This is a genomic window from Methylorubrum populi (assembly GCA_036946625.1).
GTDB classification, from domain to species: Bacteria; Pseudomonadota; Alphaproteobacteria; order Rhizobiales; family Beijerinckiaceae; genus Methylobacterium; species Methylobacterium populi_C.
Map to the genome: position 1 here is coordinate 1,501,824 of JAQIIU010000002.1, position 20,018 is coordinate 1,521,841.

Consider the following 20,018-nt stretch of genomic DNA (forward strand, 5'->3'; position numbering starts at 1 on the left):
GTCGGCCGCGTCGTCGCTATTCGGCCGCGTCCGAGAGGCGAAACGCCTCGATCCCGCGCCGCTCCGGGTTGATTTCGGCGAGCGCGCGCTTGGCCGTTTCCAGCGGATGCTCGGCCTCGATTCGGACCGAGGCGAGGTCCGGACTCTTGTAGACGGTGACGACGGTGTCCATCACCTCGGTCAGCGTCGTGCGCTTGTCCTCCGGCGCGGCGATCAGGAGTTGCAGGCCCCACGCCCGGAAGAGATCGACCAGCGACTGGCTGTTGCGCACGTCGAGCTTGGAGAAGGCTTCGTCCAGAAGGCAGAGGCCGAGGCCCGGCGTCTCGTCGCCGGGGCGGTCGCCGGGATAGTAGGCCGAGGCCATGGAGGCGGCGATCGCCACGTAGAACGGCGCCTGCGCCTCGCCGCCCGACCCGCGCAGCGCCCGGCTCGACAGGGTGGTGCGGTTGCCCGCCCGGTCGCGCATGCCGATCTCGTAGACGAAGTAGTTGCGGTAGTCGGCGAGCCGCGCCGCGCTCTCCTCGCCCTCGATCAGGGCGGTGATCTCGGCGAGCGCCGCCGCCAGCGGGCTTCGGTCCAGACCGTCCTCGGGGCCCGGCAGCACCGCCTGCGCCGCGTCGGGCGAGCGGGCGACCTCGGTGGCGAGGGCGTGGACGGCGGCGTAGCGCCGGTCCACCTCGGCCTCGAAGGCGTAGGTCTGTCCCGTGAAGGTCTGGGAGGCGAGGCGCTCGTTGAGGGCGTCGAGGCGGGCGCGCATCCGCTCGAACTTGTCGGCGAGCCGGGTCAGCAGGTCCTCGGTCATCAGGCGGCGCATCTCGGCCTCCGCCCGGAGCGACTGGTCGCGGTAGCGGCGCAGTTCGTGCCCGGCCACCTCGTCGCGCTCGCGGATCGCCCAGGCATAGCCGAAGGAAGCCGGCTGCTCGCCCGAGCCGAGCGGGTTCTCGACGCGCCACGCGGCGCAGTACTCGGCGAGATCCCGCTCGGCGGCGCGGCCCTGGTTGCGCACGCCGTCGGCCGCCTCGCGGGCGGAGGCGCGGGCCTGCGAGGCCAGCGAAGCGAGCGCCTTCGTATCGAGCGCGGCCCGGTCGGTGCGGACTTGCGCGATGCCGGCCACGGTGTCCGGCACGTCGGCGGGCACCGTGCCGGTGAGGCGGATGCGGACCGTGTCGCCGGAGGTCCAGCGCTTGAGCGCGGTGCGATAGGCCAGGAACGCGGCGCGCGCCGCCTCCCGCCCTTGCGCGACGCGGGCCTTCAGCCCCGCCTCCTCCGCGAGCAGGGCATCGCGCTTGGGCTCCAGGATCTGGACGAGTTCGGTGAGGTAGGCGGAACGCTCCTTCTGAAGCTCCTTCAACTCCGCCTCGATCACGCCGGCATCGGCGCGGGCGACCGTTTCCTGCTCGGTCGCGAGGCTGCGGCGGCGGCCTTCGATCGCGTCCGCCTCGGCGCGCAGAGCCTCGATGTCGACCGGCGCCTCGGCGAGCCGGCCGCGCAACAGGGCGGCGATGCGGGCGGCCTCGCGCATCACGGTCGCCTCGGCCCGCAGGGTGCGCGCCTCCTCGCGCGCCTCGTCGAGGCGGCGGCGGGTCTCGGCGGTGGGCCCGCGCTGGCCGCGGGTCATCATCAGCGGCACGGGGCGCACCACCGAATAGGCCATGCCGGAGGTCGAGCGCCCGCTCGGCGCCACCGCGCGGCTCATGCCCTTGAGCGCGGCGTCGTTCGGGGCGAGGTCGTAGCCGCCGAGCCGGGCGGCGAGGAAGGCCTCGGCGTGATCGCTGTCGGTCTCGATCAGGCCCATCGGCCCGTCGTCGAAGCGGCGCGCCGAGCGACGGGCGGTGTCGGTGGTCTTCACCAGCAAGCAGCGGAAGAACTGATTCTTTCGCGACTCAAGGAGTGCGAAGGCGCGGTCGAGCCGGTCGGGCTCGACCACCAGGGCCTCGCGGGCGCGGCCCAAGAGACCTTCCAGCGCCGGGCCCCATTTCGGATCGACGATCTCGGCGAGTTCGCAGATCGGCGCCGCCTCGATCCCCAACCGCCCCAACTCTTCGCGAAACGCTTCCGTGTCCGAGGACAGGCGCGCGGCCGAGGCGCGGCCGGCATCGACCTGTGCGTCGAGCCCCCGGACCTCGTTCTCGCGCTCGCGGGCCTTGAGGGCGCGATCCTCGGCCTCATCCTCCAGGGCGCCGGCCACGTCGGGCATGGCCGCGAGCCCGTCGAGCAGACCCTTGAGCGGGCCATCGACGCGCAGAATGTCCTCCGGCGGCGCCTCGCGGCGCAGGCCCGAGCGGGCACAGGCCTCGACGATGCGCGCCGCCCGAAGGTCGATCCGGCGCAAGGGGCCGCCGACCGCGCCGAGGCGGCCGGCATCCTGTACGAGGCCGACGATCCCGGCGAGGCGATTGGCGAGGTCGCGCCGGTCGCGGGCGGCCATGGCGAGGCCGGCATTGGAAGCCGCGAGCCGCGCCTCCGCCGCGCTGCCGACGATCAGCGCCTTGCGGGCGGCGATCTCGGCATCGATCTCGCGCACGAAGCCCTGGCTCGTCGCCACGCCCTCGCGGGCGATGCGCAGGCGCTCGGCGATTTCGGCCAGCGCCTGCCGCGCCTCCCCGTGGTCGAGGATGCGGCGGCGCAGCTCGGCACCGGCCGCGCGCATCTCGTCGAGGGCGGCGGTCAGGCTCGCCCGCGCCCAGAACTGGTAGCGCTCGCAGATGCGCGAGAGGTGAGCGAGGCGCGTCTCCAACTCCTCGATGGTCGCCAGAAGCCGCCGCCACGTCTCGATCGACTGGCGGATGCGGGCGACGTCGAGCGGCTCGGCCTCCAGCACGAAGCCGCGCACGAAGGCGCTGGTGTCGAAGATCGGCTTGAACGCCACCGCATTCGAGAAGGTGCGCAGGAACTGGCGCGGATCGGGAGTTGCCGCCCCCTCGCGCAACTGCGCCAGGACGGCGGCGGTGAAGCGCTCGCCGGAGGTGCGGAACTCCTCGAAGCTGTCGGCGCGGCGGCGCAGATCCGCGGCGACCTCGGCCCAGGAGGCGACGAAGCTGCCCTCCTCCGTCTCGCGCACGTAGTCGGCGATCTCGAAGCGGTGGCCGACGGCGACGAAGCGCGAGAGCGTCTCCTCCTTCTGTTCCTCCGAGCGGGCGGCGAGCGCCAACCCGACCGTGACGATGCGCCCGCTCGCCGGATTCTCGAAGACGAGAGCGATGAGGGTCTCGCAGGCCTCCCGCGTCGGCCGCCCGCCCTCGGCCGGGTCGCTGATCCAGCCGAGGCAGTAGTCGCGCACGGTGCGCGCGCTGCGGCCGGAGGCGGAGGCGTTCAGCGCCAAGCGGCTGGCGTTGTTGCCGGCCAGCACCGTGCCGACCGCGTCGAAGATCGTCGACTTGCCCGCCCCCGTGGGACCGACGAGCGCCGCCGCGCCGCGAATCCGGATCTGCTCGCGCCGGATGAGGTACCAGTTCGAGATCGCGATGTCGGTGAGGCGGTACACCGGTCCGGCCGCTTGTCCCCGAGGTTGAACGAGACAGGGCAATGGACGCTCCGCCCCGCGCACGCAAGGGCAGCCGCACGGCAACTCACGGCAAGCGGCCCACGCGCCTCGCAGCCCCCCGGCGCAATCCAAGGCAGTCCGAGCGGCGGACTACCAGCCGGTCGAAATTCGTCGACGACTAGGAAACAACAATCACCGACGCGTGATTTGACTGCCAGACATCGATCCGAGATTGAAACCGGACCATCGCCGATCTGTGATCGCCCCTTGGAACAACTGATTGTCCCGGCATTCAACGAGAGGTTTATGGTAGACAATCAATGACTGCGCCTTGCTTGTCACATGCGTACTCTGAATCATGCGAAACCGATCGATTTTGACATAAAATCAACACGATCCATGCCATATGGCAAAGCACTACTCCCGGACTCCCGCAAAATTGATCTTTAAAATGTCCGCCCACCATCCTCACCCGACTTACGGAATAATATTTGTTGTAATTTCCATTTTACTGTGGAGCACGGCATCATGGCTGGCCGGCAGCTTCATCTGGATCTAAAATTTGTTTATACGCCTCTTCTGTAGGCGATATAGCCGCCCAGAATATAGCCTCCCTGAAGAGCGCACAGGGAGGCCGCCAGCATCAGCACATCCACGATGATGAACTGCCCACTCTGAAAGTGGTAGGCAACACGCACGACCACAACAACGAAGCTCGCGACCGCCAGCATTCCCCAATGACAGAACAAGCCGATGCTCATTCCGGCGACGATTAGAAATAAAATCGCTAACACTGGGTCATGATCCTGTTCTACCGATTCGGCCCATGGTGGATTGTGCGCGAAATTTTTCCCTCAGGTTACCGCCTCTTCGGATTACGCGCAAAGGCGCGCAGGCTGTAAAGCTAGGCTGACTTTACAAGTTCCTTTTCCTCGTCCCGTAGCGTTAACGAAGCCGTCACCCTCGGCTCAAATTCTCCTCCGGACGAGCTTGCAAAACGCCGATTCTCAGTATCGGGCCGGCTATCTTTCTCGCGCGACAGCAATCGAACGGGCCTACCCGCGACATCAAGCGCCCCACTGTCATACCGGCTTTCCAAAAGGCGGCCGCGACCGGTCCACGCGGGATCTTAAATAGTTGACTCCGTCAACTTTCATGGTGATTCTCGGACGATGGACACCACCATCACCGCCGTTCGCAGCTTCAACCGCTTCTACACCGGGCTGATCGGCGCGCTCGACGACCAGTTCCTGGGCTTCGACGTGACCCTGCCGGAGGCCCGGCTCCTGTTCGAGATCGCGACGAGCGATCCCGGAAGCGGACCCGTGACCGCGCGGGCGGTCCAGGCGGGGCTCGGCATGGATGCAGGCTACGTCAGCCGAATCGTCGCCCGCTTCGAGGAGCGGGGCTGGATCACCCGCGCGCGCGGGGCGGATGCCCGGGCGCGGCCGATTCGGCTGACGCAAGCGGGGCGAGCGGTCTTCGAGAGGCTGGACGAGCGCCAGCGCGGGGCGGTCGCCGGCCTCGTCGGGGGACTCGATGCGCTCCAGCGGGCGGATCTGGCGGAAGCGTTGGCGCGGGTGCGGCTTCTGCTGCAGCCGGAAACCGCGCAAGCGTTCACGATCCGGCCGTTCCGCAGCGGCGATATGGGCCTCATCGCCGCCCGCCAGTCGATGCTGTACGCGCGGAGCCATGGCTGGGGCCGTGGGCTCGAGGTCGTCGAGGGCGAAACCACCACGAACTTCCTGCGCGACTTCAAGCCGGGGCGCGAGCAGTGCTGGGTGGCGGAGATCGACGGCGTGATGGCGGGCTCCGTCCTCCTGACCGACGAGGGGGGTGGAGCGGGGCGGCTGCGCCTCCTCTACGTCGAGCCCTTCGCGCGGCGGCGCGGAGTCGGCGATACGCTGGTCGAGACCTGCCTCGGCTTCGCCCGCGAGGCCGGCTATGCCCGTCTGACCCTGTGGACACACACGGTTCTGGAGGCGGCCCGGCGCATCTACGCCCGCCACGGCTTCCAATGCGTCGAGACCGCCACCCACACCAGCTTCGGCGAGCCGGTCGCGGGCGAGACCTGGACCCTGCGCCTCCGCGGGCCGGAAGCATAGAATCCGTGGGGATGACGGGGTTTACCGGCCGAAGGTCCGGGCGAGCCACGCCCCCGCCGCAGCGATGTCGGCCCCGTTCGAGACCCCGAGCCTCAGGCGCCCCTCGCCTCCCCGGCGGAGCCCCAGGCGCGGACCTGATCCATCCAGGCGTCGGGCGAGAGCACGGTGATGCCCGGCATGACCATCAGCGGCGTGACCCGCTCGGTCCGGTCGCGCTCGCCCAGCCGCAGGGCGCCCTTGCGGGCGAACAGGCGCAGGATCTCGATCAGGCGGGCCTCGTCCGGCGGCTCGGCCCGGGCGGCGGAGCGGATCGCGTCGGCGATGTCGTCGGTGGTGCATTCCACCGTGCCGTCGGTGGAGACGCGGTGATCGCGCAGGCCCTCCTCGTAGGCGAGCCGCAGGGACAGCAGCACCAGGGTCTCGTCCTTGCGCAGCCGCTCCCCCTGCGCGTCGTGGCGCACGCCGTCCGGCGGCAGGGCGAGAAATACCATCTGGTCGCGATGGGCGACCTCGAAGCGGTAGCCGAGGCAGGCGAAGTAGTCGCGGAAGAACGGCGCGTAGTGCCGTGCGAGTTCGTAGGAGCGGCCGATGCCCGTACTCGCCGCGTAGATGCACTGGCTCTTCAGCATCACCTGAAGCGCGCGGATCAACTCCTCCTCGCTCGGCGCGGGACTGCCGGGGGGCGGTATCTCTTCGCCGTCGAGGATGGCGCGGAAGGGTTCGAGCATTTTACCGTTCAGCCTGCTTTGCCGGCTTGACGCCGTCTCTCCCCTCTCCCCTCGCGGGCAAGGGCTGGGGGTGGGGCAGACGGCACCGCCGCGGTTCCTCCCGCACCACCCCCACCTCCTACCTCCTCCCCGCAAGGGGGAGGAGAGGCCCGCGTCTCGGTCGGAGCCGATCGCTCAACGCCGCCTTGCAGACGCGGCGACCGGAACACGCTCGATCGAAAAGTCCGGGCAGTCGAGCCAACCGTTGGACACCCGGCCCTCCCCCCGCGCGACGCGGTAGCGGCTGCGCAGCACCCCGTCGAACAGCACGTCGATCTCGCGCAGGCGCTGGAACACCACGAAGGCGTCCACGTCGTCCACCTGGATCTCCGAACCGCGCAGGACCTTCACCTGGGCAAGCCGCGCGTCGAGATAGGCGACGATGCGCTCCGGCGTCACGGTGATGCGGCGGCGGAATTCGTCCTTGGCGGCGATGAAGGCCTCGATCGCCGGATCGACGTCGATCTCGGGCAGCGGCTCGTACTCGATGATCCGGCGCGGCATGCGCGGATGGGTGAGCTGCGGCGGGCCGATCGGCGGGCGCAGCAGCGAGACCTGCGGCGGAGGAATGCCGGCGAGGTCGGCCTCGCCCGCGCCGACCGCGCGCAAGGCCGCCGCCGCCCGCTCGATCCGGGCGGAATCGCGCGGGTCGCGGTAGCGCAGGGCCGCCGAGATGCGCCGCTCCAGCCGCGCCACCACCTCGGCCACGGCCTCGAGATGCGGGTCGAGCCCCTCGAAGATCGAAAGGATCTCGACGAGATCCGTGCGCACCATCCGCTCGGCCGCCGCGATGTCGGCGGCCCGGCCCTCGCGCAGGTTGCCGTCGGCGAGCGCCCGGAGCGTCAGCGGATCGCGCAAGGCGCGCCCCGCCTCGCGCACGATGCCGGAGCGGAAGCGGAACGGATTGAAGCGGGTGTGCAGCGTCCGGTAGTCGCTGACGAGGTGGCGCTCGACGAACTCTTCGAAGTAGAGCCGGAAGGCCGCGCTGAGATCGGGCTCGCGCAGGATCCGCTCTTCGAGCTTGCGCATCGCCCCGGCCAGCCCCCGCAGGTGGCCGAGGAAGGTGCGCGAGGCCTTGGCCGCGTTGCGCAGGGCCTCCGAGCGGTCGGCGGGGCTGGCGATGGCGCTCTCCAGGGCGCTCAGGACCTCCAGCACGGCGCCGCCGTAGGAGCGGGTCTCGCCCCGCTCGATCCGCGCCAGTTCCTCGATCAGCAGTCGCGCGTCGGGGTCGAAATCGACCACCGGCACGTAGCGCTCGCGCCGCTCCACCAGCCAGCCCGCCTCGATCAGCCGCCGGAACACCGCCGAGCGGCGCTCGATCGGATCGACCGGCGTGGCCTCGTCGTCGGCGATCTCGGCCTGGCTCCACCCCGTGGAGAAGTCGCCGATGGCGGCCAGAAGCTCGCTCTTGCGCAGGGGCTCGGCGGCGTCCCCGAACACGCGCGCGTGCAGGTGCAGCAGCAGGGCCGCGTTGAAGGCCCGGCTCGGCGAGGCCAGCGGTCGGAAGAGGTCGTCGGCGAGATGGGCGAAGAGCATGTTTTCGGGGGCGGGAGCCTCGAACGATCAGGCAAGGCGAAGGTCAATCCAGGCGGGGCATGTTAGACCCTGCCGCGATCCCAACCGGATAGGCCTTCCCTACCATGTCCCTATCGATCCGCCGACTCGGAGCCGAGGATGCGCCGGCCTATCGCACGCTCCGGCTTGAGGCGCTGAGCCGCCATCCGGAAGCGTTCGGGGCGGCCTACGACGAAGAGGCTTTGCATCCGCTCGCGTGGACCGAGGAAAGGCTTGCCGGCAACGTCGTTCTCGGCGGCGTGTCGGGCGGTGACGGTCGTCTTGTCGGAACAGCGGGCCTGTCCGTGCCGGCAGGGCTCAAGATGCGACACAGAGGGGTGCTGTGGGGGATGTATGTCTCTCCACAAGCACGTCGCACGGGTGTCGGCACCGCCCTGGTCCAAGCCCTCGTTTCCGAGGCGAATTCTCGCGTCGAAGAGGTCACGTTGACCGTGGCGAGCGGAAACGAGCCGGCATTGACGCTCTATCGTCGCGCAGGCTTCATCGAATACGGCCAAGATCTTCGCGCCCTCAAGCTCGAAGGGGACCGGTACGTCGATGAGACGCTGATGCGCCGACGGCTGCGACGATAGATTGCATCGTACCCGCGTGAAGCGGTTGTTCGAAGATATGCGGTGGAGCCCCCAAAAATGCGCATCGAAACCGTCTTCCTGTTCGACCTCGACGGCACCCTGGTCGACAGCGTCTACCAGCACGTGCTCGCCTGGAAGGAGGCGCTCGACGCGGAGGGGATTCCGCTCTCGGTCTGGCGCATCCACCGCAAGATCGGGATGAGCGGGGGCCTGTTCACCAACCAGCTCCTGCGCGAGACCGGGCTCGACATCGATCCCGAACGGATCGACCGGCTGCGCCGCCTGCACGCGGAGGCCTATGGGCGGCTGTCGAAGGGCGTCGTGCCGCTTCCCGGCGCCAGGGAACTGCTCGCCACGCTGACCGAGAACCGCATCCCCTGGGCCATCGCCACCAGCGGGCGGATGGAGACCGCGGGCCACAACCTCGTCGCGCTCGGCGTCGATCCCGGGCAGGTGCCGGTGGTGACCCGCGACCTCGTGAAATACGCCAAGCCCGACCCCGACCTGTTCCTCGCCGCCGCCGCGCGACTGAACGCACCGATCGAGCACGCGGTGATCGTCGGCGATTCGATCTGGGACATGCTGGCCGCCCGCCGCTGCCGCGGGCTCGGGGTCGGCCTGCTCTCGGGCGGATACGGCACGGAGGAGTTGGAGCGCTCCGGCGCCGTCCGGGTCTACGACGACCCGGCGATGCTGCTGGGGCACCTCGACGAAGTCGGCGGCCGGCGCTGAGGCGCAGTAAGGCCAAGGTTAGTCCGGCAAGGGATCGCGGTCAGGCGCAGATCCGACGACCTCCGGCGAACCTGACGATCAGATGAACGACGCCTTGCATCTTCGTTCATGCGACGGGACGTAGCGTGGAAACCACGAAATCGAGAGTGAACCGATTCAGAGGCACGCTCGTTAGGGTGCCGATGGATCGCCGATCCTCCGCTCACGGAGATATTCGATGAAAAAGCTTGCAGTCCTGTCCGCCGCGACCGTTCTCGGCGTCGGCGCCCTGACCTCGACCGGCGCCGAGGCCCGCTGGCGCGGCGGCGGCGGCGCGGTCGCCGCCGGCGTGGTCGGCGGCCTCGCGGCCGGCGCCCTTCTCGGCGCGGCCGCTTCGAACTCCTACGGCTACGGCGGTTACGGCTACGATTACGGCTATGCCCGCCCGGTCGCCGGCTATGGTTACGGCTACGGCCGTCCCGCCTACGGCTATCGCAGCGTCGGCTATTACGACGGCGGCTACTACGCCCCGCGCCGCGCCTATGGCGGCTATTCCTGGGGTGGCCCGGCCTACGATTACGGCTACGGCTGGTAAGCCTTCCCGCCGTTAGAGCATCGCATGACGGCCGGCCGCGCCCCTCACGAGCGCGGCCGGCCGTTTCGCATGTCAGGCCGCGGCGTCGCGGGCGGCGATCGTCTCGGACCAGACCACGGCGCGGCGGGCCATGCCGATATGCTGGCGCTCGTACATGCGGCCCTCGATCTTGATCGCCGCGCGCTTGGCGTTCTCCGGCAGGGCGAAGGCCTCGATCACGAGGCGGGCGCGGCGCACCTCCTCCTCCGTCGGCGCGAAGGAGGTGTTGGCGGGCTCGATCTGGTTCGGGTGGATCAGCGTCTTGCCGTCGAAGCCGAGGTCGCGCGCCTGCCGGCACTCCTCGCGGCACCCTTCCGGATCGGCGATGTCGTTCCACACGCCGTCGAGGATGATCAGCCCTTCGGCCCGGGCGGCGGCCAGCGTCAGCATCATCCACGGCAGCATCGGCACGCGCCCGCGCACGAGCTGGGCCCAGGTGTCCTTGGCGAGATCGTTGGTGCCGAGCACGAAGCCGGTGAGCCGGTTGCGCCGGTCGCGCCGCGCCTTGGCGATCTCGTGGATGTTGAGGATCGCCGCGGGCGTCTCGATCATCGCCCAGATGTCGATGGAATCGGGCGCGTCGAGCGCCTCCAGCGCGTCGGCGACGCTCTCCAGCACGGCGGGCGAGGACACCTTCGGCATCAGGATCGCGTCGGGCTTGGCCTGGATCGCCGCGCGCAGGTCGCCGTCGCCCCAGGGCGTCTGCGGGGCGTTCACCCGGATCACGAGTTCGCGATGCCCGTAGCCGCCCCCCTTCACCGCGGCGCAGACCTGCTCGCGCGCCAACTCCTTCTCCTCCATGGAGACGGCATCCTCGAGATCGAGGATCAGCGAGTCGGCGGGCAGCGTCTTCGCCTTTTCCAGGGCGCGCAGGTTCGAGCCCGGCATGTAGAGGACGCTGCGGCGCAACCGCAAATCGGACATCTCTCGTCTCCTCCCAAAGGGGCGGGTGATGGCGCCCTTCGCCGATCCCGCCCTCGAATTGCATGCATAATATGAAAGATCCGGGTCGGGTGGAAGCGGCCGGGAGTCGGGCTACTTAACCGTGTGTGCCCGGCGACCGCCAGAGGGCGCATGCTCGCGCCGTTTTCGGAGAAACCCCGATGCCCCTCGTGCGCTTCGACCTGATCGAGGGCCGCAGCGACGCCGAACTGAAGGCGCTGCTCGACGCCGCCCACGAGGCGATGCTGGAGGCCTTCCAGGTCCCGCCCGGCGATCGCTACCAGATCGTCACCGAGCACAAGCCGACACGGATGATCGTGGAGGATACCGGTCTCGGCATCCCGCGCACCCGCGACGTCGTCGTGGTGCAGATGATCACCCGGCCGCGGGGGCGCGCGAAAAAGGAGCTGTTCTATCGGCTCCTGACCGAGAAGCTGGAAGCCGCCTGCGGCATCGCACCCGCCGACGTGATGGTCTCGACGGTGGAGAACACGGACGAGGATTGGTCGTTCGGGCACGGCCGGGCGCAGTTCCTCACGGGGGAATTGTGAGGCCGGGGGGCCGCCCCTCCGCCGCCAGCCAATCGACGAAGGCGGCGAGCGCCGGCGACTTGTCGGCGTCGAACGGCGTCAGGGCGAAGTAGCGGGCCCGCGCGACCCGGATCTCCGGGAACGGAGCGACCAGCCGCCCTTCGGCGACCGCGCGGTCGAGCACCGGGAAGGGGCCGATGCCGAGGCCGCACCCGTCCTCCAGGGCCTGGAGGGTGACGAAGAAGTGGTCGAAGACCCGGCGCCGCGCCCCGCCGGGCCGCGGCAGCCCCGCCGCCGCGAGCCAGTCGCTCCAATCCCCCGGCCGCGTCTCGGTGCCGAGCAGGACGTGGCCTTCGAGATCGCGGAGCGTCGCGAGCGGCCTCTCCCGCAGGAGCGCCGGGCTCGCCACCAGCGTATCGGCCTCGTCGAGGAACGGCACCGCCCGGTGCTGCGGCCAGGGCTCGGGGCCGCGCCGGATCGCGAGGTCGAACCCGCCGCGCAGGGCGTCCTGCAAGGTCGTGGTCGTGGCCACCGCCACTTCCGTGCCGGGGCGCGCCGCATGGAAGCGGTCGAGGCGCGGGATCAGCCAGCGCATCGCGAAGGTCGAGGGCGCGCTGACTCGCAGGACGCGCGGTGCCTGCGGCCGTCCGCAGGTTTCCGCCGCCGCGGTGAGGCGGTCGAAGGAGAGACTGATCTCCTCCGCGAAGGCCCGCGCCGCCGGCGTCGCCACCATCCGCCGTCCGACCCGGACGAACAGCCGCTGGCCGAGCCAGGTTTCGAGCGCACCGATCTGCCGGCTGACCGCACCGTGCGTCAGCCCGAGTTCGAGACCGGCCGCGGCGTAGCTGCCGGCGCGGGCGGCGACCTCGAACACCTGCAAGGCGTGGAGCGGCGGCAGGCGGCGCATTCTTCTCGAACCTCCGATCCGTGAGCCAGACGCACGGAATCCGTGAACCCGCCGGCTCTCATCGCGAGAATGTCACGGATTTAGGGTGTCCGCGCCAGAGCCGCTCTGAGGATCGCCCGTGAGCCAGACCGTTCGCCTCGACACGTGGATGCCGGATGCGGCTCCGAGCCCCGACCGGAGGCGGCGCAGTCTCGGCGGCGCCTGCCTCGCCCATGCCCTGCACGACGGCTACACCGACCTGCTCTACGTGCTGCTGCCGGTCTGGCAGGCGGAATTCGGCCTCGGCTATGCCGGGCTCGCGGTGCTGCGCAGCCTCTATTACGGCACCATGGGCGGCCTGCAGGTTCCCGCCGACCGGCTGGCCGCCGGGCGACCGGTCCGGGCCGCGCTCGCCGTCTCGACGCTGGTCGCTGCGGCCGGCTTCGGCCTGATGGCGCTGAGCGGCAGCCTTGCCGGCCTCTGCACCGGATTGGTGCTGGCCGGGATCGGTTCGAGCGTCCAGCACCCGCGGGCCTCGCTTCTCGTCAGCCAAGCCTATGGCGGAGCCGCGCGCGGGCCGCTCGGAATCTACAATTTCTCCGGCGATCTCGGAAAGGCGCTGTTTCCCGTCCTCGTCGCGGGGCTGCTCGGCGCCCTGGCGTGGCGGCCGGTCGCCGGGCTGATGGCGGGGGTGGGCGTGACCGCGGCGCTGGCCCTCGCCCTCGTCCTGCCGCGGGGATCGCTGGCCGCGCCGCCGCCACGGTCCGGCCGGGCGGCGGGACAGGGCGCGGGATTCCCCCTGCTGATGACGGTCGGTGCCCTCGACACCGCGACGCGGATGGGCACCCTGCTGTTCCTGCCCTTCCTCCTGGAGGCGAAGGGCGGCACCGGCACGACGACGGGCCTCGCGCTGGCCCTGGTCTTCTCTGGCGGCGCCTTCGGCAAGGCCGTCTGCGGCCGGCTCGGCGAGCGCCTCGGCATCGTGCGCAGCGTCGTCGTCACGGAGACGGCCACCGCTCTGCTCGTGGCCGCGCTGCTCGTCCTGCCGCTCGTGCCGACGCTGGTCCTGCTGCCGCTGGTCGGCCTCGTCCTCAACGGCACTTCCTCGGTGCTCTACGGGACGGTGCCGGATCTCGCCCCGCGCGGCGATGTCGGCCGCGCCTTCGCCCTGTTCTACACGGCGGTGATCGGGTCGGGCGGCGTCGCGCCCATCGCCTACGGGGCGCTGGGCGACCGGATGGGGTCGGCCGCCGGTCTTCTCGCGGCCGCCGCCACGGCACTCGTCATCGTGCCGCTGGCGCTCCGGTTGCGCCGGCCGCTGGCGGCGCAGGGCCGGGATTGAGCAAGAACAAGCACGGCTTTTCGGATCGATGTTCTCGCGCGACCAAGTCCCACGGCAGAGAACAGGTCAACCTTTCGTCAAGATCGAAAGCCAAGGGCGTCCCTGAATTGCTGTTCGAGGGGATCACCCGAATGCGAAAGACCTGCTTCGGCGCACTTGCCGGCCTTGCGTTGTTCGCCGGATTGTCCGCCCCCGCCCGGGCCGAGAACCGGACCGCGATGGGCGTCGGCGCCGGCGCCGTGGCGGGCGCGCTGGTGGCCGGGCCGGTCGGGGCGGTGGTCGGTGCCGTGGCCGGCGGGGTCATCGGCTCGAACAGCGGAGCGCGCCCCCGCTCCGCCCGCAAGCGCCGCGCCGCCGTGCGCCGCCCAATGCGCACCACCCCGCGCCGCGCCGCCATGGCCGAGCCGCCGGCCGCTCGCTCCGAAACGCTCCGTCCCGCCGTCGGCAGCACGAGCGGCGCGCCGGTCCGTTCCGGCTGGCAGGATCCCCGCTGAAGCGCCGGCCAGCCGCCCCGCGGAACTGTCTCTTTCGCGTCACAGCCAGGGAAATGCGAAAGCGTGACCGACTCGGTGCCATTTTCATGACGCGATGCGGGGCGCAGGATCACCCTCGTGCAATCGTCCGAGAGCGAGGAAGCGATGGCTGATCCGAGCGCCGACCCGAACCGAGCGGACAGAACGCGGACGGTCCTCCACAACGAGGGACTTTCCGTCGGACGGGTGACCAAGGGGGTCGCCTACGCGATCGGCAAGCGCCTGACCGTCGAGAAGGACGCCGCCCTGCCCGATCGCCTCGCCTTCCTCGTGGATCGTCTCCAGGCCGGACCTCTCGGCCGCACCGCCCTCAAGCATCGTCGAGTCGCCTGAATGTCCAAGTTCGATCGTGCCCTCAACGACGCCACCGTGGTTCCCTTCCCCGCCGCCGCCCCGGAAGCGGTCGCCGACGAGAACGTCGCCTCGATCATCGAGGTGCTTCAGGACCAGCTCAAGCTCGCCCGCGAGGGCAAACTGCGCTCCGTCGCCGTGGTCTCGGTCTCGAACGACGGCAGCGCCATCGGCACGCAGTGGTCCTGCGCCCACGGCGACGTGGCGAGCCTGATCGGCAAGCTCACCGTGCTCTCCCACGACATGATGGCCGCGCGGAACTGACTCTTTTTTACATCTGCTCCGAACGAAGAAAGGGCGGCGCTCGAAGCGTCGCCCTTCTCTTTTCGCCGGCTGATCCTGCGGATGCGCCCCGGTTGGCCACGAACCGCTCCACGGCTCCGGCGCGAGCAGAGCAGCCCTCTACTCTCCATCGAGCGAAACATCCTCAGCGGGTATCCTGAACACAACCGACGTAGCGGTTGCGTTTTCACCGCCCCTTTCCATACTGACGTGGTTGGACGCGAACCTTCCTGTCACGACGACCCCGCGGCTACGGGGCTTACGGCGATTTAGCCGCTCGCCGTCCGTGAGTAGGCAGACGGGAAGGGGGTGAGCGATGTGCTGATGTTTCCGCTCCTGCGGATCACCGTCACGAAAAACCCGAGCGGTGAGTGGTCCGTGACCATCACGCTCGGGCTCATCTAACGTTGTCCAACAAGAGGGCCCGCAGGTAGCCGCCTGCGGGCCCTCACCCTTATTATGGGGTGCGATTCGAGCGAAGGCAAACGCCCGCCGTCATCGCGCGCGCAAACGAAGCGATCCGGGCACCGCGACGGCAGCCGGACCGCGCGAACGCCTCAGGTCAGCCCGAGCTTCTGCGCCAGCCCGATGCGCTGGAGCTTGCCGGTGGCGCCCTTGGGGATCTCGTCGAGGATCAGGATCTTGGCCGGCACCTTGAAGGCGGCCAGACGCTCCGAGGCGAAGCCGCGGATCTCCTTCTCCACCGCCTCGACGCCCTCGCGCAGGACGATCGCCGCGGCGACGTCCTCGCCGAGCTTGTCGTGCGGCACCGCGAAGGTGACGCATTGCGACACCGCCGGGTGGTCCATCAGGATCTCGTCGACCTCGCGGGGCGAAATCTTCTCGCCGCCGCGGTTGATGATCTCCTTGAGCCGCCCGGTGATCGAGAGATAGCCCTCGGGGCTCAGCACGCCCTGGTCGCCGGTGCGGAACCAGCCCTGGCGGGTGAAGGCCTCGGCGTTGGCCTTCGCGTTGTTCTCGTAGCCCTTCATCACGTTGTCGCCGCGGATGACGATCTCGCCGGTCTCGCCCGCGGGCAGCGGCTCGCCGTCATGATCGACCACGGCGATCTCCGGGCCCGCCGCGAGGCCGACCGAGCCGGGGCAGTGGGGCTTCGGCGGCAGCGGGTTCGAGGCCATCTGGTGGGCGGCCTCGGTCATGCCGTAGGCCTCGATGACGGGTGCGCCGAAGGTCTCCTCCAGTTCCTTCATCACCTGCGGCGGCAGGGACGAGGAGGAGGAGCGGATGAAGCGCAGCGGGTTCCTGGCGATGATCTCCGCATTGCGCGCGGCCCGGCCCAGGATCGCCTGATGCATGGTCGGCACGCCGGTGTACCAGGTGGGGCGCACCTCCTCCATCCAGCCGAAGAACTTCAGGGCGCTGAAGCCCGGCGTGCAGGAGACCCGACCGCCCGCCGAGAGCGGGGCGAGGATGCCGGCGATCAGGCCGTGGATATGGAACAGCGGCATGATGCTGAGGCCGCGGTCCTGAGCCGTGAAGGCGAGCGCGGTGCGGATGTTGCGCGCCGAGGCGCAGACGTTGCCCTGCGTCAGGGGCACGATCTTGGGCCGCGAGGTGGTGCCGGAGGTGTGCAGCACGAGCGCGATGTCGTCCGGGTGGGCCGGGCCGCCCTTTTCGGCAGGCGCGGCGCTCTCATCGGCGAAGTGCAGCGTGAAGCTTCCCGCGCCCTCCTCCGGCGTCGGCCGCAGGCGGGCCACCGGCACGCCGAGCTTGTCCGCCACGCCGATGGCGGGCGAGTCGGAGCCCTCCGCGACCAGCAGGAGCCTGGCGCCGAGATCGCTCATGTAGAACTCGAACTCGTCGGCCTTGTAGCTCGGGTTCAGCGGCGCCGAAGTGGTGCCGGCGGCGACCGCGATGAAGGCCGCCGCCATCTCCGGCCCGTTCGGCAGCACGATCGCCACCCGGTCGCCGCGGCCGATGCCGCGGGCGTTGAGACCGGCGACCGTCCGCTCGGTCAGCGCCCGCAGGGCCTGGAACGTCAGCGGCACGCCGCCGGGGCTCGACAGGGCGGTGTCCGCATCGGCGCCGGTCTGGATCAGCTCGTGGAGAGTCGTCGCGGCCACGCTGGCCTCCTTGGAGTCGATGAGGGAAGAGGCGGAAGGTTCAGGAAGAAGCATCGCGTCACGCTCCCTGGATCGCGAGGCGCCCGCCCGCGCGCTCCAGGCTCTGGGCCAGGAGCCGCATCAGGGCGAAGACGGTATCGATATGCGGGGTCGGGGTGCCGGTGAGGCGGCCGAGCTCGATCACCGAGCCGACGAGCGCCTCCAGCTCGATCGGCCGGCCGGCCTCGATGTCCTGCAGCATCGAGGTCTTGTGCGGCCCGACCTTCTCGGCACCGGCGATGCGCTTGTCGATGCCGAGGCGGAAGGTGACGCCGAGCCGGTTGGCGATGACTTCCGCCTCCCGCATCATCTCGGCGGCGACCGCCCGCGTGTCGGGAAAGCGGCAGATGTCCTCCAGCGTCGCGTGGGTCAGCGCGGAGATCGGGTTGAAGCTCAGGTTCCCCCACAGCTTGAGCCAGATCTCGGCGCGGATGTCATTGGTCACGGGTGCGCGAAAACCCGCCTTGGCGAGCCGCTGCGACAGGGCCAGCACCCGCTCCGACTTCGAGCCGTCGAGTTCGCCGAGCCCGAAGCGGTTGCCCTCGATCACCTTCACGGTGCCGGGATCGGTGAGCACGGTGGCCGGATAGACCACCGAGCCGATGACGTGCTTCGGGTCGAGATGATCGGCGATCAGCCCGCCGGGATCGGCGCTCTCGAGCCGCGTGCCGACATACTCACCGCCGTGGCCGCCCAAAAAGTACCACCACGGAATCCCGTTCTGCATCGTCACGACGACGGTGTCCGGGCCGATCAGGTGCTTCAGGTCGGCGGCGATCGGGCCGACCTGATGCGCCTTCACGGTGAGCAGCACGACCTCGTGGACGCCCGCCTCCTGCATCGAGCGGGTCGCCTTGACGGATTTCGAGTGGATCTCGGTGCCGTCCTCCTCGATCAGGCGCATGCCGTCCGCCTGGATCGCCGCCGCGTTCGAGCGGGCGATGAAGGTCACGTCCTCCCCGGCCTCCGCCAGCCTGACTCCGAGAAAACCGCCGATGGCGCCGGCGCCGACGATCGCGATGCTCATGTCCCTCACCCGTGCTGCCGTCCTTCGCTCCGCCGGCTCGACCTTGAAACGCCGCTCGGGGCCGGTTTCGTCCGACCCGCGGAGACCACTTTTGCTTGAGTTTCTTCCGGAGCGGCGTCCCGGACCGGTGTCCGGGACGCCGCTCCGGGTCCTTGTCTTGGTCCTTGTCTTGGCATCGTCTCTTTCCGAAAGCCGGCCACCACCTTTCGGGACGATGCCCTACTCGAACCGGTTCGAGAGCGTTCCGATGCCCTCGATCGCCACCTCGACCGTGGCGCCCTTCGGGATCGGGCCCGACCCGACCGAAGTGCCGCAGGCGATCACGTCGCCCGGCTCCAGCGTCAGCCCCTGCGAGAGCTGCGCCACCAGCCGGGACACCGGGATCAGCATGTCGCCGATCGGAAAGCTCTGGCGCTCCCGCCCGTTGACCAGGGTCCGCACCGTCAGCGTGTCCGGGTCGAGCCCGGTGGCGATCGCCGGCCCGAACGGGCCGAAGCCGCTCTTGCCGTCGTGGACGAAGCCGATCCAGCGCGTCACGCTCGCCTCCGTCACTGATTGCGGGCGACGAAGCGGGCGCGCATCGGCTTCAGGACGAAGAGTGCGAGGAACCCGGCGACGAAGGCCATGCCGGAGGCGAGATAGAACACGTTCTGCCAGGAGCCGGTCGCGGTCTGGATCGCCAGGAAGGCGGGCAGGAGGAGCGAAGCCGTGCCCTTGGCGGTGTAGAGCAGGCCGGCATTCGCGGTGGCGTTCTTGTCGCCGTAGGTGTCGGCGCAGGTCGAGGGGAACAGCGAGTAGATCTCGCCCCAGGCGAAGAACACGAGGCCGGTCAGCAGCACGAAGGCCATCGGCGAATGGGCGAACATGCCGAGCGCCAGGATGCCCGCGCCCTCGATCATGAAGGCGAGGAACATGGTGTTCTCACGCCCGATCCGGTCGGAGATCCAGCCGAAGACCGGCCGGGTCACGCCGTTGAGCACCCGGTCGATGGTGAGCGCGAAGGTGAGCGCCGGCAGCGTCAGGCCCATGAGCGAGACCGGGATCGTGTCGACGTGGAAGTCCCTGGCGATGGGGGCGAGCGAGGCGGTCGCCATCAGGCCGCCGGCGGCCATCATCACGAACATCGCGTACATCAGCCAGAAGACCGGGGTGCGCACCATCTCGGCGGAGGCGTACTGGCGCCAGGTCGTCGCGTTCGGCGTGGCCCGGCCGGCGAGCCTCCGCTCCTTGTAGGCGGCGCTCGGCGCGGAGAGCAGCAGGGCGGCGACCATCACGACGATGCCCTGGCCGAGCCCGAAGACGAGGAAGGTCCGCTCGTAGCCGCCGTCGCGGATCATCGCGGCGATCGGGATGACGGTGAGCGCCGAGCCCGCGCCGAAGCCCGCGGCGGTGAGGCCGGCGGCGAGACCGCGGCGATCGGGGAACCACTTCAGGGCGTTGCCGACGCAGGTGCCGTAGACCGCGCCCGCGCCGATGCCGCTGATGGCGGCGGCGAGGTAGAGGAACCACAGCGAGTCGGCGACCGAGTTCATCGCCCAGCCGACGGCGCAGAGGATGCCGCCGAACAGGGTGACGATCTTCGGGCCGTACCTGTCGACGAACCAGCCCTCGATCGGCACCAGCCAGGTCTCGGTGAGGACGAAGATCGTGAAGGCGACCTGGATCGCCGGCTTGCCCCACTGATACTTGTCGTTGATCGGATTGACGAACAGCGTCCAGCCATACTGCAGGTTGGCGATCATCGACATGCACAGCACGCCGAGAACGAGTTGCCCCCAGCGCCCGCCCGCGGGCGCATCGGCCCGCGACACGGAATAGGCGCTGGCGCCGGGCAATGGATCGGCGGCTTGAACGGCCATGGAGCGGTCCCTCGGTCTCACGTCTTCTTGGCGGACCGGGACGAGCACCCGGCTTGGCCATATTGGAATTTTGGATACCGCATACGTAACCGCTCCCGGGCCAAGCTCTGACAGGAAAATATTTGGCCGCCGCGCAGATATTTTTTGAAGACGCGCCTAGAAGTGCATTCATTATCCGCAAGTGGGCGTGACGGCCTGCGCCTCATCGTAGGACTGGAACCAAGGGCCGGGGGATCCCGTTCAGCTTACCAAGAGCGCCCCGACGTGGCGCGCAAGCGAAGGACGGAGACACGCG

The 20,018-nt window shown here is 69.7% G+C and carries 18 protein-coding genes and 1 pseudogene; 9 read left to right on the plus strand and 10 right to left on the minus strand.

Features of this window, described 5'->3' with window-relative positions; translation table 11 throughout:
- Nucleotides 1–16: 16 nt before the first annotated feature.
- Complete coding sequence (locus PGN25_09090; protein MEH3117731.1) at nt 17–3,484, minus strand: SbcC/MukB-like Walker B domain-containing protein; 3,468 nt, start codon at nt 3,482–3,484, stop codon at nt 17–19.
- Nucleotides 3,485–4,050: 566 nt separating this feature from the next.
- Nucleotides 4,051–4,245, minus strand: a complete 195-nt coding sequence (locus PGN25_09095) for a hypothetical protein (protein ID MEH3117732.1) — start codon at nt 4,243–4,245, stop codon at nt 4,051–4,053.
- Between the two features lie 411 nt (nt 4,246–4,656).
- On the opposite strand from PGN25_09095, the gene PGN25_09100 reads away from it, so the two are divergent.
- Nucleotides 4,657–5,589 carry a helix-turn-helix domain-containing GNAT family N-acetyltransferase gene (locus PGN25_09100; protein MEH3117733.1) on the plus strand — a complete coding sequence of 311 codons (933 nt, stop codon included), beginning with the start codon at nt 4,657–4,659 and terminating at the stop codon, nt 5,587–5,589.
- 92 nt (nt 5,590–5,681) lie between these two features.
- Here PGN25_09100 and PGN25_09105 read toward each other — a convergent pair whose 3' ends face one another.
- Both PGN25_09105 and PGN25_09110 read right to left on the minus strand, forming a co-directional pair.
- Nucleotides 5,682–6,317 carry a DUF4194 domain-containing protein gene (locus tag PGN25_09105; protein MEH3117734.1) on the minus strand — a complete coding sequence of 212 codons (636 nt, stop codon included), beginning with the start codon at nt 6,315–6,317 and terminating at the stop codon, nt 5,682–5,684.
- A 174-nt stretch (nt 6,318–6,491) separates the two neighbouring features.
- The gene (locus tag PGN25_09110) at nt 6,492–7,892 is read right to left on the minus strand and encodes a DUF5716 family protein (protein ID MEH3117735.1); all 1,401 of its coding nucleotides are present in this window, start codon (nt 7,890–7,892) and stop codon (nt 6,492–6,494) included.
- A gap of 104 nt (nt 7,893–7,996) precedes the next feature.
- On the opposite strand from PGN25_09110, the gene PGN25_09115 reads away from it, so the two are divergent.
- From PGN25_09115 to PGN25_09125, 3 genes are all read left to right on the plus strand, one after another.
- Nucleotides 7,997–8,503, plus strand: coding sequence for a GNAT family N-acetyltransferase (locus PGN25_09115; protein MEH3117736.1), 507 nt, complete (start codon nt 7,997–7,999; stop codon nt 8,501–8,503).
- Between the two features lie 57 nt (nt 8,504–8,560).
- On the plus strand, nt 8,561–9,235 hold the full coding sequence (locus PGN25_09120; protein ID MEH3117737.1) for an HAD family hydrolase: 675 nt from the start codon (nt 8,561–8,563) through the stop codon (nt 9,233–9,235).
- 217 nt (nt 9,236–9,452) lie between these two features.
- Nucleotides 9,453–9,809: a hypothetical protein gene (locus PGN25_09125; GenBank protein ID MEH3117738.1), complete on the plus strand. Its 357-nt coding sequence runs from the start codon at nt 9,453–9,455 to the stop codon at nt 9,807–9,809.
- Between the two features lie 72 nt (nt 9,810–9,881).
- On the opposite strand, the gene PGN25_09130 is transcribed toward PGN25_09125, so the two are convergent.
- Nucleotides 9,882–10,772 carry a CoA ester lyase gene (locus tag PGN25_09130; protein ID MEH3117739.1) on the minus strand — a complete coding sequence of 297 codons (891 nt, stop codon included), beginning with the start codon at nt 10,770–10,772 and terminating at the stop codon, nt 9,882–9,884.
- 179 nt (nt 10,773–10,951) lie between these two features.
- On the opposite strand from PGN25_09130, the gene PGN25_09135 reads away from it, so the two are divergent.
- Nucleotides 10,952–11,341 carry a tautomerase family protein gene (locus tag PGN25_09135; protein ID MEH3117740.1) on the plus strand — a complete coding sequence of 130 codons (390 nt, stop codon included), beginning with the start codon at nt 10,952–10,954 and terminating at the stop codon, nt 11,339–11,341.
- Here the strand turns inward: PGN25_09135 and PGN25_09140 are convergent.
- A complete protein-coding gene (locus PGN25_09140) occupies nt 11,325–12,227 on the minus strand; it encodes a LysR substrate-binding domain-containing protein (protein ID MEH3117741.1) in 903 nt (300 codons plus the stop codon). The two genes, PGN25_09135 and PGN25_09140, sit on opposite strands and share 17 nt — an antisense overlap.
- A 148-nt stretch (nt 12,228–12,375) precedes the next feature.
- On the opposite strand from PGN25_09140, the gene PGN25_09145 reads away from it, so the two are divergent.
- The 4 genes from PGN25_09145 (at nt 12,376) to PGN25_09160 (ending at nt 14,696) form a co-directional block, all read left to right on the plus strand.
- Entirely contained in the window at nt 12,376–13,548 is a 1,173-nt protein-coding gene (locus PGN25_09145) for an MFS transporter (protein MEH3117742.1), read from the plus strand.
- Nucleotides 13,545–14,042 (plus strand): hypothetical protein, encoded by a 498-nt coding sequence (locus PGN25_09150; GenBank protein ID MEH3117743.1) that lies wholly within the window; start codon nt 13,545–13,547, stop codon nt 14,040–14,042. The genes PGN25_09145 and PGN25_09150 overlap by 4 nt, the downstream gene beginning before the upstream one ends.
- A gap of 144 nt (nt 14,043–14,186) precedes the next feature.
- Nucleotides 14,187–14,414 carry a hypothetical protein gene (locus PGN25_09155; protein ID MEH3117744.1) on the plus strand — a complete coding sequence of 76 codons (228 nt, stop codon included), beginning with the start codon at nt 14,187–14,189 and terminating at the stop codon, nt 14,412–14,414.
- Nucleotides 14,415–14,696 carry a hypothetical protein gene (locus PGN25_09160; GenBank protein MEH3117745.1) on the plus strand — a complete coding sequence of 94 codons (282 nt, stop codon included), beginning with the start codon at nt 14,415–14,417 and terminating at the stop codon, nt 14,694–14,696.
- Between the two features lie 575 nt (nt 14,697–15,271).
- Here PGN25_09160 and PGN25_09165 read toward each other — a convergent pair.
- From PGN25_09165 to oxlT, 4 genes and pseudogenes are all read right to left on the minus strand, one after another.
- Nucleotides 15,272–16,852 (minus strand): acyl--CoA ligase, encoded by a 1,581-nt coding sequence (locus tag PGN25_09165; protein ID MEH3117746.1) that lies wholly within the window; start codon nt 16,850–16,852, stop codon nt 15,272–15,274.
- A gap of 4 nt (nt 16,853–16,856) precedes the next feature.
- Entirely contained in the window at nt 16,857–17,864 is a 1,008-nt protein-coding gene (locus PGN25_09170; protein MEH3117747.1) for a 2-dehydropantoate 2-reductase, read from the minus strand.
- Nucleotides 17,865–18,083: 219 nt separating this feature from the next.
- Nucleotides 18,084–18,368: pseudogene (locus tag PGN25_09175) on the minus strand (fumarylacetoacetate hydrolase family protein).
- A gap of 44 nt (nt 18,369–18,412) precedes the next feature.
- Nucleotides 18,413–19,723 carry an oxalate/formate MFS antiporter gene (gene oxlT / locus PGN25_09180; protein ID MEH3117748.1) on the minus strand — a complete coding sequence of 437 codons (1,311 nt, stop codon included), beginning with the start codon at nt 19,721–19,723 and terminating at the stop codon, nt 18,413–18,415.
- Nucleotides 19,724–20,018: the final 295 nt, after the last annotated feature.

Coding starts and splice junctions, on each gene's coding strand:
- PGN25_09095 (MEH3117732.1), bottom strand. CDS start 4,245: ATGAGCATCGGCTTGTTCTGTCATTGGGGAATGCTGGCGGTCGCGAGC.
- PGN25_09100 (MEH3117733.1), top strand. CDS start 4,657: ATGGACACCACCATCACCGCCGTTCGCAGCTTCAACCGCTTCTACACC.
- PGN25_09105 (MEH3117734.1), bottom strand. CDS start 6,317: ATGCTCGAACCCTTCCGCGCCATCCTCGACGGCGAAGAGATACCGCCC.
- PGN25_09110 (MEH3117735.1), bottom strand. CDS start 7,892: ATGCTCTTCGCCCATCTCGCCGACGACCTCTTCCGACCGCTGGCCTCG.
- PGN25_09115 (MEH3117736.1), top strand. CDS start 7,997: ATGTCCCTATCGATCCGCCGACTCGGAGCCGAGGATGCGCCGGCCTAT.
- PGN25_09120 (MEH3117737.1), top strand. CDS start 8,561: ATGCGCATCGAAACCGTCTTCCTGTTCGACCTCGACGGCACCCTGGTC.
- PGN25_09125 (MEH3117738.1), top strand. CDS start 9,453: ATGAAAAAGCTTGCAGTCCTGTCCGCCGCGACCGTTCTCGGCGTCGGC.
- PGN25_09130 (MEH3117739.1), bottom strand. CDS start 10,772: ATGTCCGATTTGCGGTTGCGCCGCAGCGTCCTCTACATGCCGGGCTCG.
- PGN25_09135 (MEH3117740.1), top strand. CDS start 10,952: ATGCCCCTCGTGCGCTTCGACCTGATCGAGGGCCGCAGCGACGCCGAA.
- PGN25_09140 (MEH3117741.1), bottom strand. CDS start 12,227: ATGCGCCGCCTGCCGCCGCTCCACGCCTTGCAGGTGTTCGAGGTCGCC.
- PGN25_09145 (MEH3117742.1), top strand. CDS start 12,376: ATGCCGGATGCGGCTCCGAGCCCCGACCGGAGGCGGCGCAGTCTCGGC.
- PGN25_09155 (MEH3117744.1), top strand. CDS start 14,187: ATGGCTGATCCGAGCGCCGACCCGAACCGAGCGGACAGAACGCGGACG.
- PGN25_09160 (MEH3117745.1), top strand. CDS start 14,415: ATGTCCAAGTTCGATCGTGCCCTCAACGACGCCACCGTGGTTCCCTTC.
- PGN25_09165 (MEH3117746.1), bottom strand. CDS start 16,852: ATGCTTCTTCCTGAACCTTCCGCCTCTTCCCTCATCGACTCCAAGGAG.
- PGN25_09170 (MEH3117747.1), bottom strand. CDS start 17,864: ATGAGCATCGCGATCGTCGGCGCCGGCGCCATCGGCGGTTTTCTCGGA.
- oxlT (MEH3117748.1), bottom strand. CDS start 19,723: ATGGCCGTTCAAGCCGCCGATCCATTGCCCGGCGCCAGCGCCTATTCC.